Origin of the sequence: Pseudomonas knackmussii B13 (assembly GCF_000689415.1) — a bacterium.
Classification (GTDB): Bacteria; Pseudomonadota; Gammaproteobacteria; order Pseudomonadales; family Pseudomonadaceae; genus Pseudomonas; species Pseudomonas knackmussii.
Genome location: NZ_HG322950.1, coordinates 1,269,456 through 1,287,281, shown reverse-complemented (window position 1 = coordinate 1,287,281; position 17,826 = coordinate 1,269,456). Strand labels below are relative to the sequence as shown.

The 17,826-nt window shown below is 65.9% G+C and carries 17 protein-coding genes; 8 read left to right on the top strand and 9 right to left on the bottom strand.

Features of this window, described 5'->3' with window-relative positions:
• Nucleotides 1-12 precede the first annotated feature (12 nt).
• The 7 genes from ispC to rpsB all read right to left on the bottom strand — a co-directional run bounded on the left by ispC (nt 13) and on the right by rpsB (nt 6,016).
• Nucleotides 13-1,203 (bottom strand): 1-deoxy-D-xylulose-5-phosphate reductoisomerase, encoded by a 1,191-nt coding sequence (ispC, locus tag PKB_RS06045; RefSeq protein ID WP_043249911.1) that lies wholly within the window; start codon nt 1,201-1,203, stop codon nt 13-15.
• Nucleotides 1,200-2,015, bottom strand: coding sequence for a phosphatidate cytidylyltransferase (locus tag PKB_RS06040; protein WP_043249909.1), 816 nt, complete (start codon nt 2,013-2,015; stop codon nt 1,200-1,202). The genes ispC and PKB_RS06040 overlap by 4 nt, the downstream gene beginning before the upstream one ends.
• Nucleotides 2,009-2,767 (bottom strand): polyprenyl diphosphate synthase, encoded by a 759-nt coding sequence (uppS, locus tag PKB_RS06035; RefSeq protein WP_043249906.1) that lies wholly within the window; start codon nt 2,765-2,767, stop codon nt 2,009-2,011. The genes PKB_RS06040 and uppS overlap by 7 nt, the downstream gene beginning before the upstream one ends.
• A 16-nt stretch (nt 2,768-2,783) precedes the next feature.
• Entirely contained in the window at nt 2,784-3,341 is a 558-nt protein-coding gene (gene frr / locus PKB_RS06030) for a ribosome recycling factor (RefSeq protein WP_043249903.1), read from the bottom strand.
• 1 nt (nt 3,342) lies between these two features.
• Nucleotides 3,343-4,080: a UMP kinase gene (pyrH, locus tag PKB_RS06025; protein ID WP_043249900.1), complete on the bottom strand. Its 738-nt coding sequence runs from the start codon at nt 4,078-4,080 to the stop codon at nt 3,343-3,345.
• 201 nt (nt 4,081-4,281) lie between these two features.
• Nucleotides 4,282-5,151, bottom strand: a complete 870-nt coding sequence (gene tsf / locus PKB_RS06020; RefSeq protein WP_043249898.1) for a translation elongation factor Ts — start codon at nt 5,149-5,151, stop codon at nt 4,282-4,284.
• Between the two features lie 124 nt (nt 5,152-5,275).
• Entirely contained in the window at nt 5,276-6,016 is a 741-nt protein-coding gene (gene rpsB / locus PKB_RS06015; protein ID WP_043249896.1) for a 30S ribosomal protein S2, read from the bottom strand.
• Nucleotides 6,017-6,279: 263 nt separating this feature from the next.
• Between rpsB and map the strand changes: the two genes are divergently transcribed.
• The 3 genes from map (at nt 6,280) to dapC (ending at nt 11,116) form a co-directional block, all read left to right on the top strand.
• A complete protein-coding gene (gene map / locus PKB_RS06010; protein WP_043249893.1) occupies nt 6,280-7,062 on the top strand; it encodes a type I methionyl aminopeptidase in 783 nt (260 codons plus the stop codon).
• A 138-nt stretch (nt 7,063-7,200) separates the two neighbouring features.
• On the top strand, nt 7,201-9,903 hold the full coding sequence (locus PKB_RS06005; protein ID WP_043249890.1) for a [protein-PII] uridylyltransferase: 2,703 nt from the start codon (nt 7,201-7,203) through the stop codon (nt 9,901-9,903).
• Nucleotides 9,904-9,919: 16 nt separating this feature from the next.
• Nucleotides 9,920-11,116, top strand: coding sequence for a succinyldiaminopimelate transaminase (gene dapC, locus PKB_RS06000; protein WP_043249888.1), 1,197 nt, complete (start codon nt 9,920-9,922; stop codon nt 11,114-11,116).
• A 99-nt stretch (nt 11,117-11,215) separates the two neighbouring features.
• Here dapC and PKB_RS05995 read toward each other — a convergent pair whose 3' ends face one another.
• The gene (locus tag PKB_RS05995; protein ID WP_043249886.1) at nt 11,216-12,877 is read right to left on the bottom strand and encodes a Na+/H+ antiporter; all 1,662 of its coding nucleotides are present in this window, start codon (nt 12,875-12,877) and stop codon (nt 11,216-11,218) included.
• A gap of 188 nt (nt 12,878-13,065) precedes the next feature.
• Between PKB_RS05995 and PKB_RS05990 the strand changes: the two genes are divergently transcribed.
• The 5 genes from PKB_RS05990 (at nt 13,066) to PKB_RS05970 (ending at nt 16,813) form a co-directional block, all read left to right on the top strand.
• On the top strand, nt 13,066-13,416 hold the full coding sequence (locus PKB_RS05990; RefSeq protein WP_043249885.1) for an ArsC family reductase: 351 nt from the start codon (nt 13,066-13,068) through the stop codon (nt 13,414-13,416).
• Between the two features lie 10 nt (nt 13,417-13,426).
• A complete protein-coding gene (locus PKB_RS05985; RefSeq protein ID WP_043249883.1) occupies nt 13,427-14,053 on the top strand; it encodes a LysE family translocator in 627 nt (208 codons plus the stop codon).
• A 27-nt stretch (nt 14,054-14,080) separates the two neighbouring features.
• A complete protein-coding gene (dapD, locus tag PKB_RS05980; RefSeq protein WP_043249881.1) occupies nt 14,081-15,115 on the top strand; it encodes a 2,3,4,5-tetrahydropyridine-2,6-dicarboxylate N-succinyltransferase in 1,035 nt (344 codons plus the stop codon).
• 88 nt (nt 15,116-15,203) lie between these two features.
• Nucleotides 15,204-16,409 carry an aminotransferase class V-fold PLP-dependent enzyme gene (locus PKB_RS05975; RefSeq protein ID WP_043249879.1) on the top strand — a complete coding sequence of 402 codons (1,206 nt, stop codon included), beginning with the start codon at nt 15,204-15,206 and terminating at the stop codon, nt 16,407-16,409.
• On the top strand, nt 16,406-16,813 hold the full coding sequence (locus tag PKB_RS05970; protein WP_043249877.1) for a SufE family protein: 408 nt from the start codon (nt 16,406-16,408) through the stop codon (nt 16,811-16,813). Before PKB_RS05975 ends, PKB_RS05970 begins: the two co-directional genes overlap by 4 nt.
• 110 nt (nt 16,814-16,923) lie before the next feature.
• Here the strand turns inward: PKB_RS05970 and tcdA are convergent, their stop codons facing one another.
• Nucleotides 16,924-17,730, bottom strand: a complete 807-nt coding sequence (gene tcdA / locus PKB_RS05965; RefSeq protein ID WP_043249875.1) for a tRNA cyclic N6-threonylcarbamoyladenosine(37) synthase TcdA — start codon at nt 17,728-17,730, stop codon at nt 16,924-16,926.
• Nucleotides 17,731-17,826: the final 96 nt, after the last annotated feature.

Sequence of the window (17,826 nt, the reverse complement as noted above, 5' to 3'; positions counted from 1 at the left end):
AACCTCCAGGGCTTATCGATCGTGCCCACGCAACCAGGCTTGAGCGGCTTCGCGGGCGCGTTTGTCAGCCGCCAGGACCGCGTCGAGGCATTCGACCGGAGCGGCCGCCTCGCGGTTCAGAACTTCATCGATGATAACCGCGATCTCAGTGAAGCGGATGCGCCGCTCGAGGAATGCGGCGACTGCCACCTCGTTTGCAGCATTGAGCACGGCCGGCGCGCTACCACCCGCCTCTGCCGCCTCGCGCGCCAGGCGCAGGCAGGGGAAGCGCTGCTCGTCGGGCGCCTGGAAGTCCAGGCGGGCGACACTGAACAGGTCCAGCGGCGAAACGCCGGAGTCGATGCGTTCCGGCCAGGCCAGGGCATGGGCGATGGGCGTGCGCATGTCCGGGTTGCCGAGCTGCGCCAGCACCGAGCCATCGACATAGTCGACCAGGGAATGGATCACGCTCTGCGGGTGGATCACCACCTCGACACGCGACGGCGCGGCATCGAACAGCCAGCAGGCCTCGATCAGCTCCAGCCCCTTGTTCATCATGCTCGCCGAGTCGACGGAAATCTTCCGGCCCATCGACCAGTTGGGATGTGCACAGGCCTGCTCGGGCGTGACATTGGCAAGCGCCTCGAGCGGTGTCTCGCGGAACGGACCACCTGAGGCAGTCAGCAGGATTCTTCTTACGCCAACTTGATCCAGGCCGCGCGCGTAGTCGCCGGGCATGCACTGGAAGATGGCGTTGTGCTCGCTGTCGATCGGCAACAGCACTGCACCGCTGGCATGCACCTCGTGCATGAAGAGCGCGCCGGACATCACCAGCGCCTCCTTGTTAGCCAGCAGCACGCGCTTGCCGGCCTGCACGGCCGCCAGGGTCGGCTTGAGGCCCGCGGCGCCAACGATGGCTGCCATGACCACATCGACATCCGGGTGACCTGCGACCTCGCACAGGCCCTGCTCGCCAACCAGTACGCGCGTTTTCAGCCCCGCCGCCTGCAAGCCGCCCAGCAGATGCCGGGCCTGCTCGTCATTGGCGACGACGGCGAACTGCGGACGATGGGTCAGGCAGAGCGCTTCCAGCTCGGCGAGCCGTGAATACCCGGTAATGGCAAATACCTGATAGCGCTGCGGATGCCGCGCCAACACATCAAGCGTGCTGAGGCCGATGGAGCCGGTAGCCCCAAGTACGCAGACCTGTTGCGGGCGACTCACGGCGCACCCCAGCCGGTTGCCCAAAGCAGCACGGTGAAGACCGGGATAGCTGCAGTCAGGCTGTCGATGCGATCGAGCACGCCGCCATGGCCCGGCAGCAGGTTGCTGCTGTCTTTCAGGCCCGACTGGCGCTTGAACATGCTTTCGGTCAGGTCACCGACCACCGAGAGCGCAACGACGAGGGCGGCGCACGGAAGGGCAAGGAGCAGCTCACGAACCGTCCAGTCGCGATAAAGGGCGACTGCGAAGGTGATCGCCAGGCTCAGCGCCAGGCCACCGTAGAAACCTTCCCAGCTCTTGCCGGGGCTGACCCGCGGGGCCAGCTTGCGCTTGCCGAAGGCCTTGCCGGAGAAATAGGCACCAATGTCGGCGGCCCAGACCAGCACCATGACCGCAACGATGAGCCAGTTGGCCAGCGGCCACTGCTTGAGCACTACCAGGCCTTGCCAGGCCGGCACGAGGATCAGCAGGCCGATCAGCAGGCGACGCCAGCGGCCGCCCCAGCTGGAGGCGCTATCCGGATAGGTGAGCACCATGACGGTCGCCAGCAACCACCAGAGCAGCGCCAGTACCAGCACGCCACCAGCCAGCTGCGGCAGCCAGCTCAGCAACAGCAGGAGCGCGGCGACCAAACCGGCATAGGCGATACGTGCGGATTGCTCACCGTAGCCGGCCAGGCGCGCCCATTCCCAGGCGCCCAGGCTGACCACCAGCCCGATGAACAGCGCGAAGGCCGCGCCATCAAGGAGGAAGAAACCACCCAGCGCGATGGGCAACAGCACCAGCGCTGTGATGATTCGTTGTTTCAGCATGACGGGGGAGCCTCGGCCTCCACCTGCTCGCTGGTCTTGCCGAAGCGACGCTGGCGGGTAGCGTAGTCGGCCAGCGCTTCGCGCATCGCCGCGCTCTTGAAGTCCGGCCAGTAGAGATCGGAGAAGTAGAGCTCGGCGTAGGCCAGCTGCCACAACAGGAAGTTGCTGATGCGGTGCTCGCCGCCGGTACGGATGCACAGGTCCGGCATCGGCTGGTCACCGGTGGTCAGGCAACCCTGGATCAGCTCGGGGCTGATCTCGTCGGGCGCCAGATGCCCGGCTTGCACCTCGCGAGCGAGACGCTGCGCCGCCTGGGTGATATCCCACTGGCCGCCATAGTTGGCTGCCACCTGCAACAGCAGGCCCTTGTGACTGGCAGTGAGGTTTTCCGCCTCACGCATCGCGGCCTGCAGCTCCGGATGAAAGCGGCTGCGATCACCGATGATGCGCAGGCGGATACCGTTGTCATCGAGCTTGCGCACCTCGCGGCGCAAGGCCATGAGGAACAGCTCCATCAGCGCGCCGACCTCGTCGACCGGACGCTGCCAGTTCTCGCTGGAGAAGGCGAACAGCGTCAGCACCTCGACGCCCGCCTCGGCACAGGTCTTGACCACCGCGCGAACCGCGCTGACGCCGGCCTTGTGCCCGGCAACGCCGGGCAACAGGCGCTTCTTCGCCCAGCGGTTGTTGCCGTCCATGATGATGGCCACGTGGCGTGGCACCGCGGCCACCACCTGTTTGGTCTTGTCCATGACTGCAACCCGGCCGTCAGACGGCCATCAGATCCGCTTCCTTGGCCTCGAGGGCCTTGTCGATCTCGGCGATGAACTTGTCGGTGAGCTTTTGCACTTCGTCACCGCCGCGGCGCTCGTCGTCCTCGCTGATTTCTTTCTCTTTCTGCAGGTCCTTGAGCTGGGCCATGGCGTCGCGGCGGATGTTGCGCACGGAAACGCGGGCCTGCTCTGCCTCGGCGCGAGCCTGCTTGGTGAAGCCCTTGCGGGTTTCTTCGGTCAGGGCGGGCATCGGCACACGGATGGTGGTGCCAGCGGTAGCCGGGTTCAGGCCCAGGTCGGAGGTCATGATGGCCTTCTCGACGGCCTGGATCATGCTCTTGTCGAACACGCTCAGGGCCAGGGTGCGGGAGTCTTCCACGGTGACGTTGGCCACCTGGCGCAGCGGAGTGTCCGCGCCGTAGTAGGACACCATGACGCTATCCAGGATGCTCGGGTGAGCACGGCCGGTGCGGATCTTGGCGAAGGCGTGGCCCAGGGCCTCCAGGGTTTTGCCCATGCGCTCCTGCGCTTCTTTCTTGATCTCGTTGATCATCTCAATCCTCCTCGATCAGGGTGCCTTCGGCACCACCAACAACAATATTCAGCAGCGCGCCCGGCTTGTTCATGTTGAACACCCGCAGCGGCATTTTCTGGTCGCGGCACAGGCAGATGGCGGTCAGGTCCATCACGCCCAGCTTGCGGTCGAGCACTTCATCGTAGGTCAGGCGCTCGAACTTCTCGGCATTCGGGTCTTTGAACGGGTCGGCAGTGTACACGCCATCGACCTTGGTCGCCTTCAGCACTACGTCAGCATCGATTTCGATGGCGCGCAGGCAGGCGGCGGAGTCGGTGGTGAAGAACGGGTTGCCGGTGCCGGCGGAGAAGATCACTACTTCACCGCTGCCCAGGTGGCGCATGGCCTTGCGGCGGTCGTAGTGGTCGGTGACGCCGACCATGCTGATGGCCGACATGACGATGGCGGTGATGTTCGAACGCTCCAGGGCATCGCGCATCGCCAGGCCGTTCATCACGGTGGCCAGCATGCCCATGTGGTCGCCGGTAACCCGATCCATGCCGGCGGCCGACAGGGCGGCGCCTCGGAACAGGTTGCCGCCGCCGATCACCAGGCCGACCTGCACGCCGATACCGACGAGCTGGCCGATTTCCAGCGCCATGCGGTCCAGCACCTTGGGATCGATGCCGAACTCTTCGCTCCCCATCAGGGCTTCGCCGCTCAGTTTTAGAAGAATGCGTTTATAGCGAGGTTGACGAGCGCTCAGCTGCTGAGCCATGACCTTTTTCTCCTGCGGCGTTTGAAATGCTTGGCGCCACACGTGGCGCCCATTGCGGAAGCCGGCTAGCCGACTTGCGGCAGCTGTGACCCGCCGTGCGGGCCCGTGCCGTGGAAGCCACCCCGAATGGCTCCCCCAATTTGACGAAGAGGCCGCTCGCGTTAGCGGGCAGCCTCTTCCGGGGCGACGGTGAAGTCCGTCTTACTGCTTGGAAGCGGCTACTTGAGCAGCAACCTCGGCAGCGAAGTCGGCTTCGACCTTCTCGATGCCCTCGCCCACTTCGTAGCGGATGAAGGAAACGATGGTGGCGCCGGCTTTCTTGGCCAGATCACCGACCTTGACTTCCGGATCCTTGACGAACGGCTGGTCGACCAGGCTGGCTTCGGCCAGGAACTTGGCGATACGGCCTTTGACCATGTTCTCGACAATGTTTTCCGGCTTGCCGGCGATCTTGTCGGCGTTCAGGGCCAGGAAGATTTCCTTTTCCTTGGCAACGGCTTCTTCGGAAACCTGCGACGGGTCCAGGAACTGCGGGTTGCTGGCAGCAACGTGCATGGCGATGTCCTTGGCCAGATCGGCGTTGCCGCCGCTCAGGGTAACCAGAACACCGATGCGGTGGCCGTGCAGGTAGGCGCCAACCACGTCGCCTTCGGCGCGAGCCAGACGACGGATGTTGACGTTCTCGCCGCACTTGGCGACCAGGGCTTCACGAGCGGATTCCTGCTCGGCGATCAGCGGAGCGGCGTCGGTCAGCTTCTGCGCAAAAGCCTTGTCCAGGCAGGCGGCGACGAAGCCTTTGAAATCGTCCTGCAGAGCCAGGAAGTCGGTCTGCGAGTTGACTTCGATGATGGTGGCGGCTTTGGCGTCGTCAGACACCTTCACGGCGATGGAGCCTTCGGCGGCGATGTTGCCGGCCTTCTTGGCAGCCTTGATGGCGCCGGAAGCGCGCATGTCGTCGATGGCCTTCTCGATGTCGCCTTCAGCGGCAACCAGGGCCTTCTTGCATTCCATCATGCCCTGGCCAGTGCGCTCGCGCAGTTCTTTAACCAGTGCTGCAGTGATTTCTGCCATTTGCAAATCCTCTTGAGTTGCTCTCAAAACCAGATCGCCCGGCTAACCGGGCGGAATTCGGGAGTGGCAAAAAGGGGGCCAGGCCCCCTTTTTGCGCACCGCTGGACGTCTGGACGTCCTGGAATCAGCCTTCGGCGGATTCGGCCGGCGCTTCTTCTACGAACTCGTCAGCACCGCCAACGGCGTTCTGCTTACCGCGCAGAACGGCCTCGGCCATGGCGCCCAGGTAAAGTTGCACGGCGCGGATGGCATCATCGTTACCGGGGATGACGTAGTCGACGCCTTCCGGGCTGCTGTTGGTATCGACGATGCCGATGACCGGGATGCCCAGCTTGTTGGCTTCGGTGATAGCGATGCGCTCGTGGTCAACGTCGATCACGAACAGAGCGTCCGGCAGGCCGCCCATATCCTTGATGCCGCCCAGGCTGCGATCCAGTTTTTCCAGATCACGGGAGCGCATCAGGGCTTCTTTCTTGGTCAGCTTCTCGAAGGTGCCGTCTTGCTGCTGGGTTTCCAGCTCGCGCAGGCGCTTGATCGACTGACGAATGGTCTTGTAGTTGGTCAGCATGCCGCCGAGCCAACGGTGGTCGACGTACGGCATGCCGCAACGACCAGCTTCTTCGCGAACGATCTTGCCAGCGGAACGCTTGGTGCCGACGAACAGGATCTTGTTCTTGCCCTGGGCCAGGCGCTCAACGAAGGTCAGGGCCTCGTTGAACATCGGCAGGGTCTTTTCCAGGTTGATGATGTGGATCTTGTTGCGCGCGCCGAAAATGAACTTGCCCATTTTCGGGTTCCAGTAACGGGTCTGGTGGCCGAAGTGCACACCGGCCTTCAGCATATCGCGCATGTTGACTTGGGACATTTTGATTCCTCGATAAGTCGGGTTGGGCCTCCATGCATCCCAATGGCCAACCCTTCGATCTTGTCGAAAGGCACCCAGGCCATCGTGTCGATGCATGTGTGGTTTTAAGGCTTCGCGGGCACTCACCCGCAAAAGCGGGGCGCTTTATATCACAGAAAGCAGGGCCCGGCTACTGGCGAGAACTGCCGGACCAGCGTACGGCTTATGGCTTGCGGCACGAAGCTGGTAACATAGCCGCTTTTAAGCCTGCGTCCGAGAATTCTATGACCGTCACCATCAAGACGCCCGAAGACATCGCGAAGATGCGCATTGCCGGCCGCCTGGCCGCCGAAGTGCTGGAAATGATCGGCGAGCACGTCAAGCCCGGCGTCACCACCGATGAACTGGACCGCATCTGCCACGACTACATCGTCAACGTGCAGCAGGCGATCCCGGCCCCGCTGAACTACAAGGGCTTCCCCAAGTCGATCTGCACCTCGATCAACCACGTCGTCTGCCACGGCATCCCCAACGAGAAGCCGCTCAAGGAAGGCGACATCGTCAACATCGACATCACCGTCATCAAGGACGGCTACCACGGCGACACCAGCAAGATGTTCCTGGTCGGCAAGACGCCGGAGTGGGCCGACCGCCTGTGCCAGATCACCCAGGAATGCATGTACAAAGGCATCGCCGTGGTCAAGCCGGGCGCGCGCCTGGGCGACATTGGCGAGGTGATTCAAAAATACGCCGAGAAGAACGGTTTCTCGGTAGTCCGCGAGTACTGCGGCCATGGCATCGGCCAAGTGTTCCACGAAGAGCCGCAAGTGCTGCACTACGGCCGCGCCGGCACCGGCCTGGAACTGAAGGAAGGCATGATCTTCACCATCGAGCCGATGATCAACCAGGGTCGCCCGGAAACCCGCCTGCTCGGCGACGGCTGGACCGCCATCACCAAGGACCGCAAGCTGTCCGCGCAGTGGGAGCACACCGTGCTGGTCACCGCCGACGGCTACGAGATCCTGACCCTGCGCAACGACGAGAGCTTCCCGCGCACGGGTGCGTGACAGCCGTTTGCAATCTCGCCGACGGCTGGGTAGAACATAGAAATCCCGGCCCGGCACAGCCCCGGGGCCCTGCCTGTGCTCGGCCCCGGCGGCTTCCCTGCCCCTGCCCTCCCCCATCCCTGAAGTAGGAAGGCCGCCATGCCGCAGGTGGATCCCGAGTTGTTCGACCGTGGGCAGTTCCAGGCGGAACTGGCCCTCAAATCCAGCCCTATCGCTGCCTTCAAGAAGGCCATCCGCCAGGCCAACGAAGTGCTCGACGCGCGCTTCCATGGTGGCCGCGACATTCGCCGGCTGATCGAGGACCGCGCCTGGGTCGTCGACCAGATCCTGCACCAGGCCTGGCAGCGCTTTCCCTGGAGCGAAGACGCGGATATCGCCCTGGTGGCGGTCGGCGGCTATGGTCGTGGCGAACTGCACCCACACTCGGACATCGACATCCTCATCCTGCTCGACAGCGAGGACCAGGAAGTCTTCCGCGAGCCCATCGAGGGCTTCCTCACCCTGCTCTGGGACATCGGCCTGGAAGTCGGCCAGAGCGTGCGCTCGGTGGCGCAGTGCGCCGAGGAAGCGCGCGCCGACCTGACGGTGGTCACCAACCTGATGGAATGCCGCACCATCTCCGGCCCCGACCACCTGCGCCAGCGCATGCTGGAAGCCACCAATACCCGCCAGATGTGGCCGAGCGGCCAGTTCTTCATGGCCAAGCGCAAGGAACAGATCCACCGCCACACCAAGTACAACGACACCGAATACAACCTCGAGCCCAACGTGAAGGGCTCGCCAGGCGGCCTGCGCGACATCCAGACCATTCTCTGGGTCGCCCGCCGGCATTTCGGCAGCCTCAACCTGCACGCCCTGGTGAAGGAAGGTTTCCTCGTCGAAAGCGAGTCCAGCATGCTCGCCTCCTGCCAGGAGTTCCTCTGGAAGGTCCGCTACGCGCTGCACATGCTCGCCGGACGCGCCGAAGACCGCCTGCTGTTCGACCACCAGCGCCGCATTGCCGGCCTGCTCGGTTACCAGGACAACGACGCCAAGCTGGCCGTCGAGCGCTTCATGCAGAAGTACTACCGCGTGGTGATGGCGGTTTCCGAGCTCAACGACCTGATCATGCAGCACTTCGAGGAAGTCATCCTGCGCGCCGGTGAAGGCGGCCAGATCGCGCCGCTGAACAGTCGCTTCCAGGTGCGCGAAGGCTATCTCGAGGTCACCCACCCGAACGTCTTCAAGCGCACTCCCTTCGCCCTCCTGGAAATCTTCGTGCTGCTGGCCCAGCACCCGGAAATCAAGGGCGTACGCGCCGACACCATCCGCCTGCTGCGCGACAGCCGTCACCTGATCGACGACGACTTCCGCCACGACATCCGCAACACCAGCCTGTTCATCGAGCTGTTCAAGTGCAAGGAAGGCATCCACCGCAACCTGCGGCGGATGAACCGCTACGGCATCCTCGGCCGCTACTTGCCGGAGTTCGGCCTGATCATCGGGCAGATGCAGCACGACCTGTTCCACATCTATACGGTCGACGCGCACACCCTCAACCTGATCAAGCACCTGCGCAAACTGCAGCGCCCGGACATGGCGGAGAAATACCCGCTGGCCGCGAAGGTCATGGAACGCCTGCCCAAGCCCGAGCTGATCTACCTCGCCGGTCTCTACCACGACATCGCCAAGGGCCGCGGCGGCGATCACTCCGAACTGGGCGCGGTGGATGCCGAGCAGTTCTGCCAGCGCCACCACCTGCCGCACTGGGACACCCAACTGGTCAGCTGGCTCGTGCAGAACCACCTGGTGATGTCCACCACCGCGCAGCGCAAGGACCTCTCCGACCCGCAGGTGATCTTCGACTTCGCCCAACTGGTCGGCGACCAGACCCGCCTGGACTACCTCTACGTGCTCACCGTGGCCGACATCAACGCGACCAACCCGAGCCTGTGGAACTCCTGGCGCGCCAGCCTGCTGCGCCAGCTCTATACCGAGACCAAGCGCGCCCTGCATCGCGGCCTGGAGAATCCGCTGGACCGCGAGGAGCAGATCCTGCAGACGCAGAACGCGGCGATCGACATCCTCGTCCGCGAAGGCATCGACCAGGACGACGCCGAGCAGCTCTGGAGCCAGCTCGGCGACGACTACTTCCTGCGCCACAGCGCCGCCGACGTGGCCTGGCACACCGAAGCGATCCTCCAGCATCCGGACGACGGCACCCCGCTGGTGCTGATCAAGGAAACCGCGCAGCGCGAGTTCGAAGGCGGCACGCAGATCTTCATCTACGCCGCCGACCAGCACGACTTCTTCGCCGTGACCGTGGCCGCGATGGACCAGCTCAACCTGAACATCCAGGACGCGCGGATCATCACCTCCACCAGCCAGTTCACCCTCGACACCTACATAGTGCTCGACGCCGATGGCGGCTCGATCGGCGACAATCCCCAGCGGATCAGCGAAATCCGCCAAGGCTTGGTGGATGCGCTGAAGAACCCGGCCGACTACCCGACCATCATCCAGCGCCGCGTGCCGCGCCAGCTCAAGCACTTCGCCTTCGCACCGGTGGTGACCATCTCCACCGACGCGGCGCGCCACGTCAGCGTGCTCGAGGTCATCGCCCCCGACCGACCCGGCCTGCTGGCGCGCCTGGGCGGGCTGTTCCTCGACTTCGACCTGTCGGTGCAGAACGCCAAGATCGTCACCCTCGGCGAGCGCGTGGAAGACGTGTTCTTCGTGACCGACGCACACAACCAGCCGCTGTCAGACCCCGAGCTGTGCAAGCGCATCCAGAGCGCCGTGATCGAAACCCTTTCGGAAGCCAACGGACAGGCCACCATGCCCGTCCGCATCAGTATCTAGAACGAGCCTTGCCCACATGAACCCTGCCCTCGACCTGCTCCAGCCCTACCCCTTCGAGAAGCTCCGCGCCCTGCTCGCCGGCGCCCAGCCGCCGGCCGAACTGCGCCACATCGCGCTGTCCATCGGCGAGCCCAAGCACCGCTCGCCGGAGTTCGTCGCCAAGGCCCTGGCCGACAACCTCGACCAGATGGCGGTCTACCCGACCACCCTGGGCATTGCGGCCCTGCGCGAAGCCATCGCCGCCTGGTGCGAGCGCCGCTTCGGCGTCCCGGCCGGCTGGCTGGATGCCGCGCGCCACGTGCTGCCGGTGAACGGCACCCGCGAGGCGCTTTTCGCCTTCACCCAGACCGTGGTGGATCGCAGCAAGAACGGCCTGGTAGTCAGCCCGAACCCGTTCTACCAAATCTATGAAGGCGCAGCCCTGCTCGCCGGCGCACAGCCGCACTACCTGCCCTGCCTGGAAGAGAACGGCTTCAACCCGGACTTCGATGCGGTATCGGCGGACGTCTGGCAACGCTGCCAGATCCTCTTCCTCTGCTCGCCGGGCAACCCCACCGGCGCGCTGGTGCCGTTGGAAACCTTGAAGCAACTGATCGCCCTGGCCGACGAGCACGACTTCGTGATCGCCGCCGACGAGTGCTACAGCGAGCTGTACTTCGACGAACAAAGCCCGCCGCCCGGCCTACTCAGTGCCTGCGTCGAACTGGGCCGCAGCGACTTCAAGCGCTGCGTGGTGTTCCACAGCCTGTCCAAGCGCTCGAACCTGCCGGGCCTGCGCTCCGGCTTCGTCGCCGGTGACGCAGAGGTGCTGAAGAAATTCCTGCTGTACCGCACCTACCACGGCTGCGCGATGCCGGTGCAGACCCAACTGGCCAGCGTCGCCGCCTGGAACGACGAGGCCCACGTGCGCGCCAACCGCGACCTGTACCGCGAGAAGTTCGACGCCGTGCTGGACATCCTCCAGGGCGTGCTCGACGTCACCCGCCCGGACGGCAGCTTCTACCTGTGGGCGAAGACGCCCATCGCCGACACCGAGTTCTGCCGCGGCCTGTTCGACAAGCAGCACGTCACCGTGGTGCCGGGCTCCTACCTGTCGCGCGAAGTGAACGGCGAAAACCCCGGCGCCAACCGCATCCGCATGGCGCTGGTGGCCCCGCTGGCCGAGTGCGTCGAAGCCGCCGAGCGGATCAAGCGCTTCGTCCAGGAGCTCTGAGGCGATGCTTACTGGGTTCCCGCGTTTGCAGGAATGACGCTGGGTGGTGCTTCCATCCGATCGTCTCCCCCGCGAATGCGGGGGCCCAAAGAACAGCCGTCACACCCACCGCCCCGCCTTGCTGGTCAGCCAGGCTTCCTGGGAGTCCATCTCGCCGAGCACCTTGCGCATGGTCTCGTCGTCGATCAGGTTCTCCCGGCGCAGGTGATACAACTCCAGACGCTGGGCGCGCAGCGCCTTGATCCGAAGCGCCTGATCGGCCACTTCCAGGCTGCGCGCCCGCTCCCGTGCTTCAGCGCTGTCTGCGGCGGGATCGAGTTGCTGGCGATATTCAGCCATCAGCCGCGCCTTCAGCTCGGCCAGTCGCGCCGCCTCCTCGGCATCGACACCCTCCCCGGCCGGCAACTCCTCCTTCTCCAGCATGTGGATGGCCGCCACTGCCGTGCGCCGCCATACCGAGCGGAATTCGAGCTCCGCCTGGTCATTGCTGCCCACCGGCAGGCCCCGCAGCAGGACCGGCAGGCCGGCGGTCGCGGCCAGAAGCGAAACGAGAATCACCCCGGCGGCGATGAAGATCATCAGGTCGCGCTGCGGAAACGGCTCGCCATTGCCCAGCGCCAACGGGAGCGAGAGCACGGCTGCCAGGGTCAGCGCACCGCGCACACCGCTTAGCGCCGATATCACCGACAGGCGCAGGATCGGCTCGCCCGGCCGGCCGCCCAGTTCGATTCCCCACCAGCGCTCGAAGCGCACCGAGAGCCGCCAATAGCACCAGACCCAGACAAAGCGCAGCAGCAGGAGCACGACGTAGACCGCCAGCACGTACGTCAGCAGCTGCGAATAGCGCCACAGGCTGTCGTCGGCGTGCTGGGTCACGGACTTGAGGATGTCCGGCAGTTGCAGGCCGAGCAGCAGGAAGACCACGCCATTGAAGGCAAACTCGAGCATCGACCAGACGCTGCGGTTGAGCAGGCGGGTATGGGTCTGCCGCGGCAGCAGGTCGGCCCAGCTCTGCATCATGCCCGCCGCCACCGCCGCCAGGATGCCCGACACACCCAAAGCCTCGGCGACCATGTATACGGCGAACGGCAACAGCAGCATCAGCACTACATGGGTCGCAGGATCGTCCCAGCCGCGACGGATCATCCAGCCGCGAACGCGGCCCAGCAGCCAACTGAGCAGCAGGCCGCAGGCCAGCCCGCCGAAGGCCACGGCGAGGAAGGTCAGGCCGGCGTCGCGCAGGGAAAACACCCCGGTCAGGGTGGCGGCCAGGGCGAACTTGAACGCCACCAGGCCGGAGGCGTCGTTCATCAGCGCCTCGCCCTGCAGCACGTGCATGAGCTTGCGCGGCAGGCGGTTCTGCGCGATGGCGGAAACCGCCAGGGCGTCGGTGGGCGACAGCACCGCCGCAAGGGCGAAGGCTGCGGCCCAGGGAATTTCGGGAATCAGCAGGTGGATGAAGGCGCCGCCGCCAAGGACGGTGAACAGCACCAGGGCGAAGGCCAGCGAGAGGATCGGCCAGCGCATCTTCCAGAACTCGCCCTTGGGCATGCGCCAGCCGTCGGCGAACAGTAGCGGCGGGATGAACAGGAACATGAACAGTTCCGGGTCCAGCGCCAGGTGCAGGCCCAGGCTCGGCCAGGCCAGGGCGGCGCCGGTGACGATCTGGATCAGCGGCAGCGGTAGCGGCACCAGGTTCGCCAGCAGACGGGTGCCGCCTACCACCAGGAGCAGGATCAGCACGGTATGAACGGTTTGCATCGACGCTCTCCCGGACGTCAGGACGCGGCCCCCCATTGGAACATCCGCGACCACCTTCGATCAGCCACACGGCAGACAATAGACTCTTGCCCGGCCGGCCGTGGCCCGCTTCTGCGCTCGGCGCCCCGCAAAGCCGCGGGAAATGGCATAATCCCGCGCTTGCGTATGGAACGACGAGGACCCCCGCCGTGAGTCAGCGGACCATCTACGGAATCAAGGCCTGCGACACCATGAAGAAAGCCCGCACCTGGCTTGAAGAGCATGGCGTCGAATACGCCTTCCACGACTACAAGGCAACCGGCATCGACCGCGAGCGCCTGCAGCAATGGTGCAGCGAGCATGGCTGGCAGACGGTGTTGAATCGCGCCGGCACCACTTTCCGCAAGCTCGACGACGCGCAGAAGGCCGACCTCGACGAAGCCCGCGCCATCGAACTGATGCTCGCCCAGCCGTCGATGATCAAGCGCCCGGTGCTCGACCTGGGCGACCGCACCCTGGTCGGCTTCAAGCCCGACGCCTACGCTGCCGCGCTGGCCTGAGCCACCTGCCATGAGCATCGCCTGGGCCCTGTTCCTCCCCGCCTGCTTCGCCCTGAACATGGCGCCGGGACCGAACAACCTGCTGTCGCTGAACAACGCCGCGCGTTTCGGCCTCGCCCGCGCCAGCCTGGCAGGCCTCGGCCGCCTGCTGGCGTTCGCCGGCATGCTGACGCTGGCCGCCTCCGGCCTGGCCCTGGTGCTGCAGGCCTCGGCCTGGCTGTTCCTGGCGATCAAGCTGGGCGGCGCCGCTTACCTGCTCTGGCTCGCTGTGCAGCTCTGGCGCGCACCGAGCGGCCAGCTGGTCGCCGGTAATGCCGGGCAGGCCAGCGGCAACCTGTGGCGCATGGCCCGCCAGGAGTTCTGGGTCGCCGCCGGCAATCCCAAGGCGATCCTGATCTTCACCGCTTTCCTGCCGCAGTTCGTCGATCCGCGGCAGCCCGTGGGCGCGCAGTTCGCCCAACTCGGCACGGCCTTCCTGCTCCTGGAATGGCTGGCCATCGCCCTCTACGGGCTCGCCGGGGTCCGCCTCGGCAAGCTGCTCGCCGGCGCTCGCGCGCGGCGCCTGTTCAACCGTGGTTGCGCCGCCCTGCTGGGCAGCGCCGGGCTGGGCCTGTTGCTCAGCCGCCGGCCGGCCTGACCCCTTTCTTTTCTCGAGGAATTGCACATGTCCCAATCCCTGTTCAGCCTGGCCTTCGGTGTCGGCACCCAGAACCGCCAGGGCGCCTGGCTGGAAGTCTTCTACGCCCAGCCGCTGCTCAACCCGAGCGCCGAACTGATCGACGCGATCAGCCCGCTGCTGGCCTACGCCGGCGGCAACCAGGCCATCGCCTTCTCCGCCCAGCAGGCCTACCAGCTGGCCGACGCCCTGAAAGGCGTCGATGCCGCCCAGTCCGCTCTGCTCAACCGCCTGGCCGAGAGCCAGAAGCCGCTGGTGGCCACCGTGCTGGCCGAAGATGCAGCGCCAACCTCCACCCCCGAGGCCTACCTCAAGCTGCACCTGCTCTCGCACCGCCTGGTGAAGCCGCACGGCGTCAACCTGTCGGGCATCTTCCCGCTGCTGCCGAACGTCGCCTGGACCAACCATGGCGCGGTCGACCTGGCCGAACTGGCCGAGCTGCAACTGGAAGCGCGCCTGAAGGGCAAGCTGCTGGAAGTCTTCTCGGTGGACAAGTTCCCGAAAATGACCGACTACGTGGTCCCGGCCGGCGTGCGCATCGCCGACGCCGCCCGCGTGCGCCTGGGTGCCTACATCGGTGAGGGCACCACCGTGATGCACGAAGGCTTCGTCAACTTCAACGCCGGCACCCAAGGCCCGGGCATGATCGAAGGCCGCGTCTCCGCTGGCGTATTCGTCGGCAAGGGCTCGGACCTGGGCGGCGGTTGCTCGACCATGGGCACCCTGTCCGGCGGTGGCAACATCGTCATCAGCGTCGGTGAAGGCTGCCTGATCGGCGCCAACGCCGGCATCGGCATCCCGCTGGGCGACCGCAACATCGTCGAAGCCGGCCTGTACGTCACCGCCGGTACCAAGATCTCCCTGCTCGACGACCAGAACAACCTGGTGAAAGTGGTCAAGGGCCGCGACCTGGCCGGCCAGCCGGACCTGCTGTTCCGCCGCAACTCGCAGACCGGCGCGGTCGAGTGCAAGACCAACAAGACCGCCATCGAGCTGAACGAAGCGCTGCACGCGCACAACTGATCCGCCGGCCCGCATCGCGGGCAGCGGTTCTAAGCTAGAAAGCGGGGGCTGCGGCCCCCGTTTTCCATTGCCGCGAAAGAACCACGCCATGTCCATCACCTCGCCCTGGCGCTCCGCCTTCCCTGCCCTGGCTGCCCTCGACGCCGAAGGCCAGACGTACCTCGACAGCGCCGCCACCGCGCAGAAGCCGCAGGCACTGCTCGACGCCCTGTCTGGCTTCTACGCCAGCGGCGCGGCCAACGTGCACCGCGCCCAGCATCTGCCCGGCGAGCGCGCCACCCGCGCCTTCGAGGGCACCCGCACGCGCCTGGCACACTGGCTGGACGGCGGCACGCCGGAACAGGTGGTCTTCACCCACGGCGCAACCGAAGCGTTGAACCTGCTCGCCTACGGGCTGGAACAGCGGATCGCCGCGGGCGACGAAATCGTCATCAGCGCCCTGGAGCACCACGCCAACCTGCTGCCCTGGCAACAATTGGCGCAGCGCTGCCAGGCGAAACTGGTGGTCCTGCCACTGGATGACCTCGGGGTGATCGACCTGGCGGCTGCCTCGCAGCTGATCGGTCCGCGCACCCGCATCCTTGCAGTCAGCCAGCTTTCCAACGTGCTCGGCACCTGGCAGCCGCTGCTGGAGCTGCTGGCCATGGCTCGCGCCCACGGTGCGCTCAGCGTGGTCGACGGCGCCCAGGGCGTGGTCCACGGTCGTCACCGGTTGAGCCAACTGGGCTGCGACTTCTACGTATTCTCCAGCCACAAGCTGTACGGTCCGGAAGGCCTTGGCGTGCTCTGGGGGCGCCCGGAGGCGCTGGCCGAGCTGCGCCACTGGCAGTTCGGCGGCGAGATGGTGCAGAACGCCGATTATCAACAGGCCCACTTCCGCCCCGCCCCGCTCGGCTTCGAAGCCGGCACGCCGGCGATTGGCGCGGTGATCGGCCTGGGCGCCAGCCTCGACTGGCTGGCCAGCCTGGACGCCAGCGAAGTCGCCGCCCACGAGGCCGTGCTACACGCCCAGTTGCTCGCCGGCCTGCGCGCCCGTGACGGCGTGCAGTTGCTGGGCGAACCGCAGGTGGCGCTGGCTAGCTTCACGGTGCGCGACGTACATAGCGCCGATCTCTCGCATCTGCTGAGCGAACAGGGCGTGGCGGTACGTGCCGGCCATCACTGTGCGATGCCGCTGCTCAAGCGCCTCGGCCTGCCCGGCGCGATCCGCGTTTCCCTCGGCCTGTACAGCGACGGCAGCGACCTGGAGCGCTTCTTCAGCGCCCTCGACAATGCCCTGGAGCTGCTGCGATGAGCCTTCCGGATACCGCACGGCAAGCGCTGGACGCCTTCACCGGGCAAGCCTCCTGGGAGCAGCGCGCACGCCTACTGATGCAATGGGGCGACAAGCTCGAGCCGCTGGGCGAGGAAGAGCGCAGCGAAGCGAACCGTGTGCACGGCTGCGAAAGCCTGGTCTGGCTGGTGGCGGAACAGCGCGACGGCGCCTGGCACTTCCGCGCGAGCAGCGATGCGCGCCTGCTGCGGGGCCTGTTGGCGCTGCTGTTAATTCGTGTACAGGGACTGCCCGGCGAGGAGCTGGCGCAGCTGGATCTGGCGCAGTGGTTCAGCGACCTGGGCCTGGGGCGACAGCTCTCCCCTTCGCGCAGCAATGGGCTGAATGCTGTCCTGAAGCGGATGCAAGAGCTGATCCGGGCATAAACGCCACGCGCCTTCTGGGTCCCCGCGTTCGCGGGGATGACGCAGGGGGAGCGCACGAGCCAGTCCTGCCCCGCCATTCCCGCGAACGCGGGAACCCAATCAACTCCGCGTTACCCCGCGCGCCGCTCCGACGGCCTGCGAGTACCGGCCACCAACTTATCCACAGCCCGCGCCGCCGCAGCCATGCCGAAGGTGGCCGTGACCATCATCACCGCGCCGAAACCGCCGGCGCAGTCGAGCTTCACGCCTTCGCCGACGAAGCTCTTGGTCTGGCAGACGCTGCCGTCGGGCTTGGGATAGCGCAGCTGCTCGGTGGAGAACACGCAAGGCACGCTGTAGTGGCGGCCCGGCGTGCGCGAGAAGTTGTAGTCGCGACGCAGCGTCGAACGGACCTTGGCCGCGAGCGGATCGTTGAAGGTCTTGTTCAGGTCGGCGATCTGGATCTGCGTCGGGTCGACCTGGCCGCCGGCGCCGCCGGTGGTCACCACCTGGATCTTGCGTCGCTTGCACCAGGCGATCAGCGCGGCCTTGGCGGCCACGCTGTCGATGCAGTCGATGACGAAGTCCAGCTCGGTAGTGATGTACTCGGCCATGGTCTCGCGGGTGACGAAGTCCGCCACCGCATGCACCTTGCACTGCGGGTTGATGGCCCGGATGCGCTCGGCCATCACCTCTACCTTGGGCTTGCCCACGGAACCGTCCAGCGCGTGTACCTGGCGGTTGGTGTTGGTCACGCAGACGTCGTCCAGGTCGAACAGCGATATCTCGCCGACGCCGCTGCGCGCCAGCGCCTCGGCCGCCCAGGAGCCGACGCCGCCGATGCCGACCACCGCCACATGGGCGGCGGCCAGGCGCTCGAGCCCCTGGGTGCCATACAGGCGGGCGATACCGCCGAATCGCTCTTGGTCCACTAGCATCTGCAAGCCTCCGGAAAAACGCCGCGCATTCTATAGGAAGCCGGGCGACTTGCCGCAGCTCCGGGCGAGCGGCCGGCGTCGCACGGAGCTTCGCGC

Coding starts and splice junctions, on each gene's coding strand:
- PKB_RS06040 (WP_043249909.1), bottom strand. CDS start 2,015: ATGCTGAAACAACGAATCATCACAGCGCTGGTGCTGTTGCCCATCGCG.
- uppS (WP_043249906.1), bottom strand. CDS start 2,767: ATGGACAAGACCAAACAGGTGGTGGCCGCGGTGCCACGCCACGTGGCC.
- frr (WP_043249903.1), bottom strand. CDS start 3,341: ATGATCAACGAGATCAAGAAAGAAGCGCAGGAGCGCATGGGCAAAACC.
- pyrH (WP_043249900.1), bottom strand. CDS start 4,080: ATGGCTCAGCAGCTGAGCGCTCGTCAACCTCGCTATAAACGCATTCTT.
- tsf (WP_043249898.1), bottom strand. CDS start 5,151: ATGGCAGAAATCACTGCAGCACTGGTTAAAGAACTGCGCGAGCGCACT.
- rpsB (WP_043249896.1), bottom strand. CDS start 6,016: ATGTCCCAAGTCAACATGCGCGATATGCTGAAGGCCGGTGTGCACTTC.
- map (WP_043249893.1), top strand. CDS start 6,280: ATGACCGTCACCATCAAGACGCCCGAAGACATCGCGAAGATGCGCATT.
- PKB_RS06005 (WP_043249890.1), top strand. CDS start 7,201: ATGCCGCAGGTGGATCCCGAGTTGTTCGACCGTGGGCAGTTCCAGGCG.
- dapC (WP_043249888.1), top strand. CDS start 9,920: ATGAACCCTGCCCTCGACCTGCTCCAGCCCTACCCCTTCGAGAAGCTC.
- PKB_RS05995 (WP_043249886.1), bottom strand. CDS start 12,877: ATGCAAACCGTTCATACCGTGCTGATCCTGCTCCTGGTGGTAGGCGGC.
- PKB_RS05985 (WP_043249883.1), top strand. CDS start 13,427: ATGAGCATCGCCTGGGCCCTGTTCCTCCCCGCCTGCTTCGCCCTGAAC.
- dapD (WP_043249881.1), top strand. CDS start 14,081: ATGTCCCAATCCCTGTTCAGCCTGGCCTTCGGTGTCGGCACCCAGAAC.
- PKB_RS05975 (WP_043249879.1), top strand. CDS start 15,204: ATGTCCATCACCTCGCCCTGGCGCTCCGCCTTCCCTGCCCTGGCTGCC.
- PKB_RS05970 (WP_043249877.1), top strand. CDS start 16,406: ATGAGCCTTCCGGATACCGCACGGCAAGCGCTGGACGCCTTCACCGGG.
- tcdA (WP_043249875.1), bottom strand. CDS start 17,730: ATGCTAGTGGACCAAGAGCGATTCGGCGGTATCGCCCGCCTGTATGGC.